The 17,132-nt window shown below is 61.3% G+C and carries 18 protein-coding genes; 7 read left to right on the top strand and 11 right to left on the bottom strand.

The genetic code is table 11. From position 1 onward, the window contains the following. Positions 1-627: 627 nt before the first annotated feature. Positions 628-1,965 (bottom strand): tyrosine-type recombinase/integrase, encoded by a 1,338-nt coding sequence (locus VM94_RS02215; RefSeq protein WP_035828513.1) that lies wholly within the window; start codon positions 1,963-1,965, stop codon positions 628-630. A gap of 1,060 nt (positions 1,966-3,025) precedes the next feature. Between VM94_RS02215 and VM94_RS27625 the strand changes: the two genes are divergently transcribed. The 4 genes from VM94_RS27625 (at position 3,026) to VM94_RS02210 (ending at position 5,527) form a co-directional block, all read left to right on the top strand. Continuing rightward, positions 3,026-3,829 (top strand): TIGR04255 family protein, encoded by an 804-nt coding sequence (locus VM94_RS27625; protein ID WP_082127510.1) that lies wholly within the window; start codon positions 3,026-3,028, stop codon positions 3,827-3,829. Further along, on the top strand, positions 3,826-4,542 hold the full coding sequence (locus VM94_RS28030; protein ID WP_138828943.1) for a hypothetical protein: 717 nt from the start codon (positions 3,826-3,828) through the stop codon (positions 4,540-4,542). Before VM94_RS27625 ends, VM94_RS28030 begins: the two co-directional genes overlap by 4 nt. Beyond that, complete coding sequence (locus tag VM94_RS28025) at positions 4,539-4,976, top strand: hypothetical protein (RefSeq protein WP_138828944.1); 438 nt, start codon at positions 4,539-4,541, stop codon at positions 4,974-4,976. The genes VM94_RS28030 and VM94_RS28025 overlap by 4 nt, the downstream gene beginning before the upstream one ends. Positions 4,977-5,320: 344 nt before the next feature. Next, positions 5,321-5,527, top strand: coding sequence for a dodecin (locus VM94_RS02210; RefSeq protein ID WP_034753599.1), 207 nt, complete (start codon positions 5,321-5,323; stop codon positions 5,525-5,527). A 23-nt stretch (positions 5,528-5,550) separates the two neighbouring features. Here VM94_RS02210 and VM94_RS02205 read toward each other — a convergent pair whose 3' ends face one another. After that, complete coding sequence (locus tag VM94_RS02205; protein WP_046681971.1) at positions 5,551-5,862, bottom strand: hypothetical protein; 312 nt, start codon at positions 5,860-5,862, stop codon at positions 5,551-5,553. Between the two features lie 159 nt (positions 5,863-6,021). Here VM94_RS02205 and VM94_RS02200 point away from each other — a divergent pair, with 159 nt between their 5' ends. The 3 genes from VM94_RS02200 to VM94_RS02190 all read left to right on the top strand — a co-directional run bounded on the left by VM94_RS02200 (position 6,022) and on the right by VM94_RS02190 (position 8,633). Beyond that, positions 6,022-6,396, top strand: coding sequence for a hypothetical protein (locus tag VM94_RS02200; RefSeq protein WP_052755468.1), 375 nt, complete (start codon positions 6,022-6,024; stop codon positions 6,394-6,396). 22 nt (positions 6,397-6,418) lie between these two features. Further along, on the top strand, positions 6,419-7,417 hold the full coding sequence (locus VM94_RS02195) for an SDR family oxidoreductase (RefSeq protein ID WP_046681970.1): 999 nt from the start codon (positions 6,419-6,421) through the stop codon (positions 7,415-7,417). A gap of 223 nt (positions 7,418-7,640) precedes the next feature. Next, a complete protein-coding gene (locus VM94_RS02190; protein WP_082127509.1) occupies positions 7,641-8,633 on the top strand; it encodes an EDSAP-1 family PEP-CTERM protein in 993 nt (330 codons plus the stop codon). A 65-nt stretch (positions 8,634-8,698) separates the two neighbouring features. Here the strand turns inward: VM94_RS02190 and VM94_RS02185 are convergent, their stop codons facing one another. The 9 genes from VM94_RS02185 to VM94_RS02145 are packed head-to-tail and all read right to left on the bottom strand — an operon-like array spanning position 8,699 to position 17,132. Beyond that, positions 8,699-9,778: a tetratricopeptide repeat protein gene (locus VM94_RS02185; protein WP_046681968.1), complete on the bottom strand. Its 1,080-nt coding sequence runs from the start codon at positions 9,776-9,778 to the stop codon at positions 8,699-8,701. Positions 9,779-9,789: 11 nt separating this feature from the next. Continuing rightward, on the bottom strand, positions 9,790-10,728 hold the full coding sequence (locus VM94_RS02180; protein WP_046681967.1) for a type II secretion system F family protein: 939 nt from the start codon (positions 10,726-10,728) through the stop codon (positions 9,790-9,792). 13 nt (positions 10,729-10,741) lie between these two features. Beyond that, a complete protein-coding gene (locus VM94_RS02175; protein WP_046681966.1) occupies positions 10,742-11,719 on the bottom strand; it encodes a type II secretion system F family protein in 978 nt (325 codons plus the stop codon). Positions 11,720-11,730: 11 nt separating this feature from the next. Next, positions 11,731-13,077 (bottom strand): CpaF family protein, encoded by a 1,347-nt coding sequence (locus VM94_RS02170; protein ID WP_080698639.1) that lies wholly within the window; start codon positions 13,075-13,077, stop codon positions 11,731-11,733. A gap of 50 nt (positions 13,078-13,127) precedes the next feature. Next, a complete protein-coding gene (locus VM94_RS02165) occupies positions 13,128-14,297 on the bottom strand; it encodes an AAA family ATPase (RefSeq protein WP_034752983.1) in 1,170 nt (389 codons plus the stop codon). A 53-nt stretch (positions 14,298-14,350) separates the two neighbouring features. Further along, the gene (locus VM94_RS02160; protein ID WP_046681965.1) at positions 14,351-14,956 is read right to left on the bottom strand and encodes a TadE/TadG family type IV pilus assembly protein; all 606 of its coding nucleotides are present in this window, start codon (positions 14,954-14,956) and stop codon (positions 14,351-14,353) included. Next, positions 14,946-15,416, bottom strand: coding sequence for a TadE/TadG family type IV pilus assembly protein (locus VM94_RS02155; RefSeq protein ID WP_046681964.1), 471 nt, complete (start codon positions 15,414-15,416; stop codon positions 14,946-14,948). The genes VM94_RS02160 and VM94_RS02155 overlap by 11 nt, the downstream gene beginning before the upstream one ends. Continuing rightward, positions 15,413-16,840 carry a pilus assembly protein TadG-related protein gene (locus tag VM94_RS02150; RefSeq protein WP_046681963.1) on the bottom strand — a complete coding sequence of 476 codons (1,428 nt, stop codon included), beginning with the start codon at positions 16,838-16,840 and terminating at the stop codon, positions 15,413-15,415. Before VM94_RS02150 ends, VM94_RS02155 begins: the two co-directional genes overlap by 4 nt. Next, positions 16,830-17,132 (bottom strand): hypothetical protein, encoded by a 303-nt coding sequence (locus tag VM94_RS02145; protein ID WP_046681962.1) that lies wholly within the window; start codon positions 17,130-17,132, stop codon positions 16,830-16,832. The genes VM94_RS02150 and VM94_RS02145 overlap by 11 nt, the downstream gene beginning before the upstream one ends.

Genomic DNA, 17,132 nt, shown 5'->3' with positions numbered 1-17,132 from the left:
GCATTGAAAGAATCGCTTCAATAGCGACTGGCGCTGCGCAGCCAACACGCATTCATTCTGAGAGCGTACGCTTAGAAACTCCGGCAAGCTTGGCCATTCCTGCGTGCGCAAGCCGCTGATTTGGGGCTCGTTACAGGCCAAAAACCACCATGTTGAGCGTTTCTCGTATTTTTGTATGCTTTTCTATGTCATAAATGCAGAAAATTGTACTTTTAGTGTTCATTTTCATAAAGAAATTTCTCTTAATAGCATAAATATACACCAATATGCTGTGTTTTTATACAGCATATTGGTGTATATTTTCCATAAATTTAATTTCGACTATGGCTTTTGCAGAGCTACGGGTGCGCCCATAAATTGACGCGGAGAGGTCATACCTAAAATAGGGAGAGCATACGGTCTACTACTCGCTAATCGGTCGACTAAGGTAGGTTAAAGGAAGCATTAACAGCAATGGCGAGGCGTGGGCAACTGGTTGGGCGATAGGCTTCCTCATAATGGTCATTTCAGCAATATGTACATATAAGATAGAATTTATTGCATTCAGGCAATATCTCAAGCCACTAACGACTAATAATGCTTAATGACGACAATACTTTAATAGTTTACGATTACCTACGAAGTTACTTAAGCTCCCGTAACGCGCAGTATCGCTGGCAAAGATATAAGCTCCACACCCGCCTGCTCAAGTATCCAAACTTCAATCTTCGCGTGCCAGACACGAAGCAAGTCCAGCGGCCGGCGAATGTAATTTTGCTCGCGCACCCCTTGTGGCGCGTGTCCTTGAATCTGCGCGGCGATACCATTCGGCATTTCGATCCACTCGCTTAATGTGGCAAATGAGCGTCGCAGGCCATGCAGCGTAAGTTGCGGCAAATTCGCCACCGCTACGGCTTCGTTATGCGCAATTCGTGGCTCGGCGATGTGTCCCGATGCGGAAGCGGGACTGGAGAAGACAAAGGCATTCCGGCGCGGCAGGTTGGCCAGGAGCTGAGAAACAAAGGGAGTCAGCGGGACCATCCGAAAATCCTCGACCTTGTCGGACAGTTTGATACTGCCCCACTGGAAATTCACGTCTGCCCACTTCAGTGCCGCGAGCTCCTCGCGCCTGGCGCCGGTGAGCAGAAGAACCTGCAGGTAGGCGGCAATGACCGGGTTTCCAATCTTGCGCACTGCGCTGAACCATGACTGCAGCATCTCGCGTTGGAGAACGTCATGGCGCCGCTTCTCTTTACCCAGGCTCTCGCGCACCCGCGCGCTCTTTGTCGGATTGCTAGTGACCATGCTTAAATACGTCTTGTGCGAAGCGCACCAGTTCATGAAAGCCTTGAGCAGTCGCCATGCCAGCCGTGCGCTGGATGGACGGGTCTTTGCTTCCTCTCGTGCCCAGGCTTCCACGCGCTCGTTTGTCAGGTCGATGAGTCGCAGCGAGGACAAGGACCAGAGCGGACCGGCTTTCGTCAGGGCCGGACTGCGTTTCCGAGGCTGGCCACCATCCTGAATGATCTTTCGATGCGCGGCAATATGATGTTCTGACCAGCCGGCTTCTCGCGTGGCAATGCGATCGGCAATGTATTCAGGCCAGACACGGCCCAGGGTCACGGACTCCCGCAGCTGCTTTTCCTGTTCCGCCACAACGGCAGCTTCCTGCAACGCGCGCGCGTCGCGCTCTGCAGCGAGTGCATCTTCCCGTACCCTTCTTGGATCCTGCCCGTTATCGAGCAGGACCTTGAGGCGCCGTGCTTCGGCCTGGGCCTTGGCAATGTCCCATGTACGAGGATCGCCGATCGTCAGCCGTATGGTGGCGCCGTCCAGCTTACCCTGAAAAATATAGGACTTCGCGCCCTTCGACGTCACCCGCAAACCGAGGCCTGGTGAAGCGGTGTCCCAGAGGAATGACTGACTTTTTCCCCCCTCACAGGCGAACTCTTCTACCCTACCCGCCGCGAACTTTATTTTTTTCACTATTACCTCAAGAAGACGTGCTGTGTAAGCGCCATGTAACCGCCATGTAACCCAAATGGTAGCATAACGATCAACACCCATCTGCATGAAATAAAAATCAAAATCATGTAAGTTTTTGATTTATAAGGATATACTTGAAAATCTCAACACCCTTCAACAGTCCTGAATACCGACTTGCGATGATTTGTAATCATCAGGTGGCCAGTTCGAAACCGGCAGTCGGCACCAGAATTCAGTAGGAAATCAAAGGGTTACCCGCTTCGGCTGGTAGCCCTTTTCATTTGCGACTGTCAATTGTGCCAATGGGTGCAACATTTTGGACTCCTGAAGGTGATCGAGCAACTTTGCAGTATCACGCTAAATGTCGGGTTGATGTCCCCCCCACCCGACAGCTGCATCATTTATGTTGGCGCAATGAGGACGTGCACCGCCTTCATACTCTCTTCTGCCAGCTGTCCAGAGAACGCGAGCGGGTCAACTACGATGATGTGCCGCACATCTTGCTTTCCAAGATCGGGATTTTGCGCGTCGCCAATCTCCATGAGCACAATGATTAAGGGACTTCAGGAAATGGGCGAAATATATATGACCAAAGCAGAGCGAGCTGCTCATGTGGCTCGCATACGAGCCAATTTTGCACTTGAAGGAATGAGGCCGACATCTTGAATCAATACGCCCAAGCTGAATGTGAACTGACGTTGGACGAGATGATTGCTTACACCGAGAGCTTTGCGTTGTCGTGCTCCGCTCAAGAGGCGAAATAGTACTACGTTCAATCTAAAGACCGTCTTCGTGCTGGCAGACCTCAAAAAGAGCGATTTGAGGTCCACAAGGGCCGGAACGAGGCAAAAAAACCCTTTTCGTCGCACGATTCAGGCAGACGCGTTTTTGGCCAGACGTCCCGGCCAGCGACGATGCCAGCCGCTCGCAAAGCTTACAAGTCATAGCGTGGCCCCTGGTGAAAGCGTTCAGTTACCGCGCTTTTCGCCATGATCAAGTTAGGATTTACAGCATTGGTGTATGCTAAGCTACACACTCATAAATTAACCGACAGACATTGATGGCAACCGCTGATCGCACGACGGAACTACCGAGCTACGACAATCCTCCGCTTGACGAGGTAGCATGCGGATGCCAATTCCGTACGTTGGATCGAGTTCGTCTACCTCACTACGGTACGTTCTGGCACAGCTTGCGTAAAGACTTCCCGACGATCGTGCACGTTCCGCCAATGTTCAACGGCGAAGGCATGCCACCGCTGGATTCTGCAACTTCTTTGCCATTGCCGCGTGTGTGGTTTTTGAACGAAGACGAAAGTCGGTTGCTGCAGTTCCAACAGGACAGACTCTATTTCAATTGGAGGAAACGGAACGGCGCGGAGTATCCACGATTCGAGGAAATTTATCGGTCGTTCAATGAGAACTATGCACGTCTCAGTACGTTTTCATCAGACATGCAGTTAGGTCCCATTCAACCGACAGAATTTGAGTTGTCGTATATCAATCATCTTGTGAAGGGTGAAGGATGGAACAAACTCGAAGATTTTACAAAAATTTTTAAGGATTTTCGTCTGCTTCCAGATGACAATCGTTTCTTGAGTATTCCAAGCGGAATTTCCTTCAATGCAACATATCCCTTGCCAAACGAGCAAGGAACGCTTAATGTGAAGGTGACACAAGGAAAACGCTCCATCGATAGTGTTGATATTTATTCTTTTGATCTCTCTGTACGAGGCATAACATCGGATTTGAGCGAATCAGGCATTCGAGCTTGGTTCGATCTAGCACACGAATGGATTGTCCGTGGTTTTACCGACTTAACAACATCGGAAATTCAGTACAGTACTTGGGGACGAAAAAAATGACACATGCCGCTACTGCTGACTACCTGAGCCCGCGAATGGGTTTTTTTTCCCACGACTATAGTACTGACGCTACGACTAATTTGGATGTTAAGCCAGCCGCAACAGCTGCGGTCAAATCGACGGCTATCGTAAATATTGCTAGACTCTGTGCTCAAGGATCCATGGCACTTACTCGTCTCGTCGCCCCTAGTATTGCGACTCAGCCTTCGGCTCGAACTTATCAGCTTGTGTTTCAACACGCCTTCTTTGATTCATTCCCTAGCGCGTTTGCTGAGTTAGACGCGATACGGGCGGATGACACCGAAATTCAAGGGTTGATAAGCAATTTCACTGCAGCTTCGAATTTGCCTTACAAGGCGAGATTGGCAGCGAGGTTGTCCGAATTGGTAGATGCTTACAAAGATGATTTCGAGGGGCGAGTCTTCTCAACAGATTCTCTTAAAAGTCTCATAGAGTTCTTGGAATCTTCTCCGCAACTAAAGTATCCAACTCTTACAGTTACACCTAGCGGATGCTTATACGCAAGTTGGAAGCAGGGTCGGGACCATATCTTCAGTGTTCAGTTTCTTGAAACCTACGAAGCTCGTTTTGTCGTATTGCGTCCGAACCCAAGGCATGCTGGCAGAGTTCTTCAGTTATCCGGTAAAACAACTACTGACGGCATTCTTGAAGCTGTACGTACCTATTCTGTATCGGACTGGGCCTTTGCGTGAGTGACGGTCCCGTTCCGGACAGTGATTATATCGTTCGACTCTGCAAAGGCACGCAAGTCGCTGAAGGGGAGCCGCAAGCGACAGCTTTTATGCTGCGCGGTGGAGAGTCGGCACTCTCTGTAAACTGGTTAGAGAAATTAGCACTTCCCACACGTGATGAAGAGATTGCAGAGGTGCAGCGGCTATTCTCTACTTTTACCATTCGTGCCACTCACCGGCTTGCTGTGCTGAATGTAGGTGAGGGGCGTGCAGCCGTCGCAACCGGTACGGCTGACCAACGAGATATCCCGATTCTCCATGCCCCGATTGAAGCGCCCCCAGACCCATCACACAGCGAAATCTACAACCTTCCACTCACAGAAGACGATATGACTGCCGCAGAAAAATTAGCATCGGTTGTGTGTGAGATATATCCAGCAAAAGCCGGCCAATGAGGCATTAACCTGCCAACGCATTGTCAACGGTGCTGTCATGTAGTGATCGATATTGTGATGTCAAAAACCACTAAGGTATTGAGTCGTTAGATGTTATAAAGCAGAGTTAGGACAAGAAAGGTATTTTCAATCACCAAATGGCCAGTTCTAAACCGGCAGTTGGCACCAGAATTCTCTAGAAAATCAAAGGGTTACCCACCTCGGCTGGTAGCTTTTTTTCTTTTCCCGCTTGCACGACGCATTGCTGCACCGCGCAATGACTGTCAGCGCATTTAAGCGCACTATAGACACTTGCTGGCGAAGAACAAACTCCGATGTCTGGCTTGCCTACCTGGGGAAATATCATGTCCGCACACACTTACAAGCTGATCGAACTGGTGGGAACTTCGACCGAGAGCAGCGATCAGGCGATACGCGATGCCATTGCCAAGGCGGCGCTGACGGTCAAGCACATGGACTGGTATGAAGTGACCGAGTCGCGCGGGCATATCGTCGATGGCAAGGTGGCGCACTTCCAGGTCACGCTCAAGGTCGGCTTCCGGCTCGAATAAAGGGATCGAGCAAGGCGGCGCGCTCAGCGCCGCCCAGGTACTTCCCGGCTCTCCAGCCACTCCCGGCCGCCGCTGTCCAGCGCGGTCTCGATGACCTTTTCCGGCAAGCTGTAGACGGTCGCCCAGCTGGCGCGGCCGTCCTGCGTGTTGGCGGGAAAGCTGTGCGTCTCGATCGGCCAGTGGTATTTGCGTTTCAGCGCTTTCACGATGGCGGCCAGCGAGACGCGGCCTTGCAGCGGTTCGGCGCCGGACTGGTCGCGGTTCGACAGCAGCACGGCCAGGACCTGGCCGCGGCCCGTGCGTGCGCCGGGGAAAGTGGGGGGTTTGTTTGCCATGGCCTATTTTACCGGGCAACTATCGGCGAGAGGCAGTGTGCCGCACCTTTGATCTGGCGCAAACGCCGTAGCGGCTTTGCGGCCACGATGGGCGTTCCGCCAGGCTGCCGGCGCCCCTCCGGCAGCCTGGGCTTGATACAAGGGGCAAAGGAGGACATCATGCACAGCCTGAACATCCACGCCATGCAATGGCAGCCCGTTGCCGATATTTCCGCCGTTAATCCGCTGCTACCTGAGGACCTCGCCTGCTTTCGCGAACTGCGCGACGTGCTGCAGCGTTATGGCGCGCTCGACCGCTTCGGCATTTCCCTGATCCACCGCCATTTCGACATTGCCGATGACGAGGAATTGATGGAGTACACGGATGCGGAAGCACGCACCCTGACGGTAAAGCCTGTCAAGAAAAGCGACATCGACTGGCAGCACACGACGATTACCAACTGGAAACTGACAGAAGACGAGGAAGTGGCACGCATCGGCTGCGGCTGTGCGCGCAATTCCGGTGGCCACCTGGGCTATCACCGCGGTACTTGAACCCTCCCTGAAAGGTCCTGCCATGGATGATCCCAAACTCAGCAAGTCGCGCCGCAGCTTTGTCGAAGGCATGGCCGGCGGCGCGCTGGCCGCCTTGGCCGTGCCCGCGGCCGCACAACCGGCGGAGGCACCGGTGCCCGCCGGACCCAGGCCGCTGGCGCCCGGCTATCCGCGTCCGCCGTTTCCCGTCCAGCAGCAGACGTGGCCGGGCCTGGCCAGCCGCATGCAGCCCCGGCCCGACCATGGCGAAACCAGTTACAAGGGATCGGGGCGCCTGATGGGGCGCAAGGCCTTGATCACGGGCGGCGATTCCGGCATCGGACGGGCGGCGGCCATCGCCTTTGCGCGCGAAGGCGCCGACGTGGCCATCAACTACCTGCCGGCCGAAGAGCCCGATGCGCAGGAAGTGCTGCAGCTGATCCGCGCGGCAGGACGCAAGGCCGTCGCCATCCCTGGCGACATCAAAAGCGAGGCGTTTTGCCAGCGCCTGGTCAGCGAAGCGGCCCGCCAGCTGGGTGGCCTGGACATTCTGGTCAACAATGCGGGACGACAATTCTCGTGCGACTCCATCCTCGACATCAGCACGGCGCAGTTTGACGAAACCTTCAAGACGAATGTCTATGCCATGTTCTGGATCACGAAAGCGGCCGTGCCCCTGCTGCCAGCCGGCGCCAGCATCATCAATACCGCCTCCGTGAATGCTTACGATCCCGGCGAGAACATCATCGATTACGCCGCCACCAAGGGCGCGATCATGATTTTTACCAAGGGGCTGGCCAAGCAGCTGGCGAAACAGAATATCCGCGTCAATGCCGTCGCGCCCGGCCCCTTCTGGACCGCCTTGCAAGTGACGGGCGGGCAATCACCGGACAAGATTCCCACGTTCGGCCAGGATACGCCCATGGGACGTCCGGGGCAGCCAGCGGAACTGGCGGCCGTGTATGTATTGCTGGCCTCGCCGGAATCGAGTTACGCCACGGGCCAGGTGTATGGCGCCGTCGGCGGACGCGGCGGGCCCTAGCGCGCCGTGACGTCGGCGCCACCGCCACGCGCCAGGCGGCGTCGGCCTTTCTTACACTTTGCTTCCGTCGGCTCAGTCCGTTTTACGCAAGCCCTTGATTCAATATGCTTTTTTTGTATGGCACGCAAGCTGCTTATCACTGTCTACGAGATGAATCCAGGCAAGCCATTCTGGATTTTTTATCCCCCGGATTTTCCGAGACTGACTACGATAAGAGGCTGCGATGAACGTCGATCACACACGAAGCAAGACCCTGGGTTGGCTGGGTGCACTGGCGGCGGCAAGCTTGCTTGCCAGCGGCCAGGCACAGGCCGGCGCGTACGGCCTGGCCGTCAACGAATTGAACTCTTTCCGCATCACCACCAGCGCCGGTGCGCTGTCGCTGGCCGGCGCCAACCGCAATGCCAGCGACAGCGCCTTCTTCGAGGGCGGCGTGGCCGTCAATCCGCGCGCCGTCAATACGGGCCCGGCCGCCAACGCCGACGTGCTGCAAGTATGTTCGGGCGGCGGCTGCGGCGGCTTGCCGCAAAATAACTACGCACCCAGCCCCAGTTCCACCCTGGAGTTCGCACGCGGCGACGCGCATGCCTTTGGCAATATGCTCACGGCCGCCGGCTCCACCGTGCGCGCCGTTGCGGAAGCACAGCGCGACACGGTCGGCGCCGCCACGGCCACGGCAGGCGATACGCTCACCGGCTCCGTCAACCTGACCCTGTCGAGCGCCGGCTTCATCACCTTCAACTTCATGGGACGGCGCGACCTGCGCACCAGCGTGACGACGATGGGTGACAAGTCGAGCGTGTCGATCATGGATATCTTCAATATCTCGTGCAATACTTCCAGTCCCGTGGGCTGCCTGTCGAACGCGAATGCCGATGGCGTGATCTTCCAGTTCGCGCCCGATGGCGACGCCAACAATGGCAGCGACGTCAATGGCAACCATACGGTCGGCAGCCTCGATCCCTTCAGCCTGAACATGACGGCCGGCACCAACGACCCGGCCACCGGGCGCGCCTTCACGAATGGCTTTGCGATGTTTTCGCTGACGTCGAATTTCGCCCTGCCCGCCGGCAGCTACACCTTGAACTTTTCCAAGTCCACGCGCACCGACATCGTCGTCATTGAACCCTTGCAAGTACCGGAGCCGGGCACCCTGTTCCTGCTGGGCACGGGATTGGCAGCCCTGGCTTTTACGCGTCGCCGGCAGCCGAAATAATCCGCAGCATGAAAAACACGCGGCGCCCGCAAAGGCGCCGCTTTTTTTATGCCGGCAGAGATGTGTTAGCCGAGCCGCGCCAGCGCCCGGCGCGCCAGTTGCAATTGCTGCAGATAATAGCGGTGCAGCATGGCGGGGTCGCTCAGGTCGCGCCCCAGTACCAGGCGCAGCTCGCTGGCAGGGCAGTCGGCAGCCTGGATCTGCACCTGGGTACGCATCTGTGCGCCAAGCTGGCGGGCCAGCTGACGCGCCGCCTGCTCCTGCGCGGGCCGGTATTCGACGCGCGTGCGCGCCACCTGGAAGCTGGTTTCATTGGCCAGGCGCACCACCTGCACGGGCGCACCGGCCAAGCTGCGCGCCAGCGCGGCGGCCAGGCCGGGCACGCCGTTGCCATTCACAATTTCCAGGCGCGGATGCGGCGCGCCGGCTGCCGATGCAGGCGCCACAGACACCGACGCGGCAGCGGGCACGCTGCGCACGACGGCCGACGGCACGCGTCGCAGGCGGGCCATGCCATCGCTCTGCGTGATCTCCACGCGCGCCATGGCGGGCGCATCCGGCACCGGCGCGGGCACTGACACAACCTTCGGCGACGTCTCGCCGCGCAACAAGGCCATGTCGCGCCGCACATCGTGTTCCTGCAAGCTGGTCGCCTGGCGCCGCATGACGGCCGCGCGCGCGTGCTGTCCCAGCCGTTCCAGCACCTGCGCCAGGTGCCGCCAGGCCAGCGCATTGAGCGGGTCGAGCAGGCAGGCCTGTTCCAGCGCAGTCAACGCTTGCGCATCGCGTCCGCTTAAATAATAGGCATGACCGAGATTGCTGAACAGATAGGCCTGCCGCGGCTGCGGCGTGCCCGCCTCCTGCGTCAAGGCCAGCCAATGGGCGATCGCCGCGCCATGTTCGCCCCGCTGCGCATGCAGCACGGCCAGGCCGTTGCGCGCATTCATGTGGAGCGGCGCCGCGCGCAAGGCTTGCTCATACGCAGCTTGCGCGGCGGGCAGGTCGCCCGCGTCAAAATGCTGGCGCCCCGCGGCATAGGCCGCATCGGCATCGGCAAAGGGCGGCGCGTGCGCCGTGTGGCTGGCGCAGGCGCCCAGGCCCAGACAGGCGCAGGCGGCGGCCAGGCGGGATATCGTCAAGCGCATGGTGACTCCTTTCAGCGGCTGGCCATGGCCGGCACCAGCACGCGATAGACTTCGATCACGGCCGGCCCCATGAGCACCAGCATCAGGGTGGGAAAGACGCAAAAGATCAGCGGGAACAGCAGTTTCAGGGCGATCTTCGCTGCCGCCTCCTCGGCCAGCAGGCTGCGCTTGCCGCGCAGGTTTTCCGAATGCACGCGCAGCGAATCGCCCATGCTCGTGCCGAAGCGTTCCGATTGAATCAGCATGGCGACCAAGGTGTCGACGTCTTCCACGCCGCTGCGCAGGGCCAGGTTACGCAGCGCCTTTTCCTTGGAAAAGCCGGCGCGCATTTCCATCAACACCAGCTGCAATTCCTGCGCCAGCACCATGCTCTTGATATGGATTTCGCCCGACACCTTCACCAGCGCACGCTCCAGGCTCAGGCCCGCTTCCACGCACACGGTCAGCAAGTCGAGTGCGTCGGGGATGTTTTCAAAGATGTCGCGCTGGCGCCGCTTGGCCGTGCTGGCCAGCACCAGGTTCGGCAGGTAATAGCCGATGGTGGCGCTGACGCACAGCAGCAACAGCAGCACGCTGCGCAGCTGCGCCGCCATGGCGCTGGCCGCATACAATCCCAGCACGGTGGGAAACAGCAGGGCCAGCACGCTTTTTGCCGCAAAATATAAAGCCGGCGCGCTGGCCTGGCGCCAGCCCGCGTTCATGAAGCGCGTGCGCAGCGGCGAGCGCTCCCACCCTTCTTCCGGCAGCGACAGCTTGCTGAACGGCTGCGCCACGCGCGCCACGCGCTCCACCCAGCCGTTTTCCACCACCGCCTCGCTGGCGGCCGGCGCCGTGGCGCCAAACAGGCGCTGGCGCAGGGTACCGGGAAAGAAGATCACCCACGCCAAGAGAGCCAGCGCCACCACCACGGCAAAGACAATCACGAGAAACAGCAGTTGTGCACCGCTCATACCGCCCCCTGTTTTAGATGCGGATGCGGATCACGTTGCGCATCCAGACCACGCCCAGCGCCACCATGCCGGCCGCGTACCACAGCAGTTTGATGCCGCTGGGATCGGTCCACAGCAGGCGGATGTATTGCGGGTTGACCAGCGCCATGACGCCGATCATCACCACCGGCATCAGCCCCAGCACCCAGGCCGACATGCGCCCCTCGGCCGACAGCACGCGCACCTGCCCCAATAGCTTTAGCCGGGCGCGGATGATGCGGGCGATGCTGACCAGCACCTCGGCCAGGTTGCCGCCCGATTCACGCTGCACCAACACGGCGATGACGAGGTAGCGCAAGTCCGTCAGCGGAATGCGCGCGGCCAGGTTTTGCAGCGCCTCGTTCATCGGCACGCCGTAATTGATCTCTTCATGCGCCATCTTGAATTCGCCGCTGATCGGCTCATTGAGTTCATCGCCCACCATCTGCAGCACGTTCGAAAACGAGTGCCCGGCGCGCAGTGCGCGGGCCAGGAAATCGGCCGCTTCCGGCAGTTGCGCCTCGATCTTTTTCAGCCGCGCCGCACGCGCGCGCAGCACGCACAAGCACGGTGCGCTCACGGCGCAAGCCAGCAGCAGCACAGCGCCGGGCAAGGGCATGGAGCATGCCGCCAACAGCAGCAAGGCCGCCAGCAGCAAGGCGCCGGTGCCGCCCAGGAATTGCGCCACCGACCAGGACAAGCCCGATTGCAGCAGCAAACGATCGAGCCGCGCCGCCTGCGGCGCGCGCCGCAGCAAGCGCTCCAGGCCGGGCGAACGCGCATAGCGGCGCTGCTTGAGGATGGAGACCCGTTCGCCGCCCCCCTCGCCGCGCGCCGCCATCAGCCGCAGGCGCCGGTTGATGCGCCGCGCCGCGCTGCCGTGCGTGCCCGACCACCACAGCCAGGCGCCCTCCACCATCAGGATGCAGGCGGCGAACAGCAGCACGGCAAAGCCGTAGAAGACCAGGTCCATGATCCCTCTCCTTATTCATAAATTCGGTCGGGATCGAACACGCTGTCGGGCACGGGCGCGCCGAACATGCGCAAACGCTCCGTAAAGCGGGGTCGCACGCCCGTGGCGCAGAAGTGGCCCTGCACCTTGCCGTCGGCATCGACGCCCGTCTGCTCGAAGCGGAAGATTTCATGCATGGCGATGATGTCGCCTTCCATGCCCGTCACTTCCTGCAGGCTGACCAGCTTGCGCGCGCCGTCCGTCAGGCGCGACACTTGCATCACCACCGTCACGGCCGAACAGATCTGCTGGCGCGTGGCGCGCGGCGTCAGGTTCACATTGGCCATGCCGACCATGTTTTCCAGCCGCGCCAGCGCGTCGCGCGCCGTGTTCGAGTGGATGGTCGCCAGCGAACCTTCATGGCCCGTGTTCATCGCCTGCAGCATGTCGAGCGCCTCGGCGCCGCGCACCTCGCCCAGGATGATGCGGTCGGGCCGCATGCGCAGCGCATTGCGCACCAGCGCGCGCTGGCTCACCTCGCCCTTGCCCTCGATATTCGGCGGGCGCGTTTCCAGGCGCACCACGTGCGGCTGGCGCAGCGCCAGTTCGGCCGCATCCTCGATGGTGACGATGCGCTCGCTGCCGGGAATGAAGCCGGACAGCACGTTGAGCAGGGTCGTCTTGCCACTGCCCGTGCCGCCCGAGATCAGGATGTTGACCTTGGCCTGGCCCAGCGCCTGCAGCACCTGCACCATGGGCGGCGTCAGGCTTTTGTAGTCGAGCAGGTTGGCGATGGTGAGCGGCTGCACGGCAAAGCGCCGGATCGACAGGATCGGTCCGTCGACGGCCAGCGGCGGAATGATGGCATTCACGCGCGAACCGTCGGGCAGGCGCGCGTCGACCATCGGGCTCGATTCATCGACCCGCCGTCCCACGCGCGAGACGATCTTTTCGATGATCTTCATCAGGTGCGCATTGTCGTGGAACGTCACGTCCGTCAGCTGCAGCCGCCCGCCCCTCTCGACATACACCTTGTCGCAGGTATTGACGAGGATGTCGGACACGCTGGCATCGGCCAGCAAGGGTTCGAGCGGACCGAATCCCAGCATCTCGTGCTGGATGTCGAGCACCAGGCTATGCCGTTCGTGCTGGTTCAGCACGATGCGCTCTTCCTCGATCACGCGCTGCACCAGCAGAGCCAGCTCGTGCTTGAACTGCTCGGCCGTCAGGCGTTTCAGGCGTTCCAGATCGATACGGTCGAGTATCGTCTGGTGCATGGTTTTTTTCAGTTCCTGGTAGGCGTGCAGCGCCAGCGCGCCTTGTCCGTTCGTGGCGGGGCGCACCGTTTCATTCGCCGCCAGGCGTTCGCGTAAAGTCATCTCGGCTCCCATGATGGCCCCCGGCGGGAGCCTTGACATCTATTCCTGTCCTAGGCTTCGCTGCGGCTGAACAGGCGGTCGAACAGGCCGCGACTTTCCGTCACGCGGCGCGCCGTCACCAGTTCCACCAGTTCGGCCAGGCTGCGCGCCACGGCGCTGGTGCGCGACAGCTGCAGCAGCGGAATGCCCTGATTGACGGAATCGGTGGCGGCGATGTAATCGTTGGGCACCGTGTGCACCACTTCCGCACCCAGCGCCTGCTCCAGGTCCGCCAGGCGCAGGCGCCCGCCCTTTTCATAGCGGTTGACGATCAGGCGCAAGCGCTCGCCCGGATAGCCGAGCGAGCGGAAAATGTCGAGCAGGCGGCGCCCGTCGCGGATGTCGGGCAAGGCCAGCTGCAGCACCGGATAGATGGCGTCGGCGTTGTCGAGCGCGCGCAGCGACAGCGCATCGATCTGGCGTCCCACGTCGAGCACGATATAGTCGTAGTGCTGGCGCGCCACGGCCAGGATGCGGTCCATGTGCTCGGGCTGCATGTCGACCTTGTGCGACGGGTCGTCGGCCGCCGCCAGCACGCCGAAGTTCGGCGTCACGTGCACCAGGCACGAGGCGAGGAAGGCGCCGTCCATGCGTGCGATCTGGGCGCAGATGTCGGACAGGGTCATGGCCGGCTTCTGGTCCGATACATACAAGGTGGCGTCGCCGAACTGGCCGTGCAGGTCGATCAGCAGCACCTTGCAGCCGGCCAGGCTGGCCAGCGCGTAGGAAAAATTCGTCGACAAAAAGGTGGCGCCGCTGCCGCCCTTGCACGAGATGAAGGCGAGCACCTTGCCGTCGCGCATCTGCGTCACGCCGGCCTGGATATCGACCCTGTCCATCGCCTCGTGAAAGGCCTTGTGCACCAGCGGCAGCTGCAGCACTTCGCGCATGCCGGCGCGCATGGCGCGAATCAGCACATCCTGCTGCTGGCCGCGCGTGAGCAGCATCAGGACGGCCAGCGGATACTGGCGCGCCAGGCGCTCGAGCAGGTCGGCTTCATCGGCATCGATGCCGCTGGCGTCGACGATCACCAGTTCCGGCGCTTCCGGCAGCATGCGCTCGACGGCGTCGCGCAGGCCGCTGCGCCGTTCCAGCAGCCGCAGCACGGGCATGCGGGCCGCCCCCTGCGCGGCAATTTCATCGTGCAAGCTGGCGTCGCGGCTAATCATCAAGGCTTTCATCGCACTTCCTCGCTTCTTTCAGGTCTACACATTCGGCTGCGCCCAAGTGGCGCTCAAGGACAAAAACCGGGATTGTCCGGATAGCCCAGCGACTCGGCCACCGCCATGGTGGCGCCGCTGGGCAGGCGCACGGCGCCTGCGCCGGAGGGAAACATCGCTCCCAGCAAGGGCAGGATGGGCCGGTACGGCACGCTCTCGCAGCGCCCGCCATCTGCGGGCACGCACAGGCGCGCGCGCACGAAACGGATGCAGCTGGCGCCGTTCGGATCTTCCAGGCAATTGATGCGGTTACGCTGCGGACAACCGGGCATCACCGTCACCGGCACTGCCGCCAGCGCGGCGGCGCCGGCCAGCGACAGATAATCGATGCGCACATACGCATCGCTGATGCCGCCACCGAGCGGCAGCACGCCCGGCGCGGCGCGCAGCACGGCGTGCGTGCGCACGGCCTGCAGCGCACTTGCATTGCTGAAATCGGTGACGGCCGCGCCGCGCGCGGCACGCCGGGTGATTTCATGCACCATGTTCCATAAATACACGGCGCGCGCCACTTCCAGCAAAGCAAACAGGAACAGGAAGAACAACAGCGCCAGCATGCCGAACTCGACAGCGAAGACGCCGTCCTGACGCTGCCGCCGGGGGCGCAGGTTAATTAACATAGCGCAATGTCGCATTGGCACGCAGCGGGATCGGCGCCAGCTGCGGCAGCCACTTGCGCGTCAGCTCGGGCAAGATATCGACGGGCATGTCCACGGACACCTTGATGCGTACCTGCAGCGGCGCCGTCGGGTAGTTGCCGCAGCTATAAAAGTCATCGTTATAGATGCAATCCACGTTGACTTTGCCGCTGCTCATGCTGGGCCAGGATTCCAGCATCGCCTGCCGCACCATCTGCCGGGCAAACACGGCGCCCTGCTCCGCCGCATCGGCATTGGCCATCTGCGGCAACGGCATGGTCGCCAGGTAGCGCGCCGCATCGTGCGCACTTTTTTGCAGGGCCGTGTACGCCAGCAGCGCGCGGCCGAACAGCAATACGAAGGGCAACAGGCCCATGAAAAACAGCATGATCAGCGCCAGCTCGATGGCGGCGACACCCTGCTGGCGGCGTGGCGGCCTCATTGCAGCAGCTCCGCCGGGCCCACCAGCGTACCCTCGGCCACCAGGCCGTCAAATTCGGCGCTCAGCACGCCATTGCTGGCCGGCGCCGTCATGAAGAAACGGCCGATGCCGCGCACCTGCGCCAGCACGTCGCTGCCGGCCGGCAGCGGACAGGCCAGCAGGGGAATATGCAACAGGCGCCGCTGCGCCACGCCCGTGTTGCCGGTCGGCGCCGTCTGGTACGCGAGCGTCTGATATGGCGGCGTGGCCGGATAGCCGGACTTGGCGGCCGGCGCGGCAGGGCTGGCCGGATACAGCTTGGGCCAGTCGCTGGTGGCAAACGGCAGGTAGCCGTCGGCCGGCTTCACACTGCTGTACCTGGCCCCCTTGGCGAACGACCACAGCGGTCCATAACTGCCGACCGCGGGCGGCGTCGCATTCGACTCCGAATCGGCCACGGACAGCAGCGGATTGCCGGTGCTCAGGGCGCTCGGCGCGTCGGGCGTGTTCGTCATCCACCAGTTCGTGGCCGTATTCGGATAGGGGCGGATATTCGTGTCGGGCGGCGCCGTGACCGTATGGCAGCCACTGCCCGCATGCTGGTTGAAGCGCGCGTTGAAGGCCGGCCACAAAGTGGCGGGAAACGGCCGGTGCACGTGCACCTGGGCGCTGCCGATGCGCGGGTACAGCACCGTGCCACTGCACACAAACGGCAATACGCTGGACTCGCCGACCTGCTGCGACGGTCCCACCACACCCGGCTGGCCCAGTGGATTGAGGACAAAATGTTCGGCCGCCGGGCCATGCGGATTGAGTTTCAACAGGTTGTACGCCACGCCGCGGCGAAAGCCGTATTCCAGCAGCTCGACGGCCGGCAGCAGCGCCGCATTCGTGCGCGGGCTGGCCGCGCTGGCCGACAGCGCGCAGACGGCCAGCGGCGTCAGGTGCAAGCTGGTACGCCCCGCCACGGCGCGCGCCCCCGTGTCCAGAGTGCGCAGCGCCGGCGACCAGGCGCCCAGGAACGCCGTCGCCACCCGCCCCAGCGACGGTGTATTGGCCTGCGTATCGACGCGCACGAACAGCGCCGTGGCGGCATCGGGCACGGCGCCCGCCGCATGCCACCCGCTGGCGGGGGCATCGGGTGCGCTGGCGAAACGGATGCTGGCGTCCGACAGGATGGCGCCCTGCATGCGGCGGCGCCACGCGCTCTTGTCGGCCGCGCTGCTCTTGGCCTTCGTCACGGCCGCAAGCAAGCCTTCGGGCGTGCCCACCAGTTCCGCGGCGGCCGCCAGCGCCGCGTTGTCGGCCAGGTTCTGCAATTCCGTCTTGCGGCCGATGACTTGCCCCACGTCGAGCGCCAGGCCGATAAAGCCCAGCACCAGAATAAGCAGGATGGAAAAGGCGATCAGCATCGCCCCGCGCTGGCCCTGGCATCTATTTGCCATTGCCGCCTCCCAGCATGAATTGCACCGGCTGCGGCGCCTGGCCGTTCGGTTCGACGAACGAGGCGCGGTAGCGCTGCATGACGGCATGCGCGCTGGGGCCGTCCAGCCCGTCGGCAGGCTGGCGGTTGCCCGCGCTGGCCGGATAACGCACCTGCTGCGCCATGGCCAGGCGCACGGCGTCGCCGAAGCGCGGGTCCAGCTGCGGCGTGCTGCTGTGCGCGCAGGCGGCCAGCTGCAAGGCCAGGGCCAGGGCGGCCAGGCGCCGCAGCGACGTCAAGAGCGAGTTCGGCAT

It is taken from the genome of Janthinobacterium sp. KBS0711 (assembly GCF_000988085.1).
GTDB classification, from domain to species: domain Bacteria; phylum Pseudomonadota; class Gammaproteobacteria; order Burkholderiales; family Burkholderiaceae_D; genus Janthinobacterium; species Janthinobacterium lividum_E.
The sequence above is the reverse complement of the archived record's forward strand: the minus strand, read 5'-3'. Positions and strand labels throughout refer to the sequence as shown.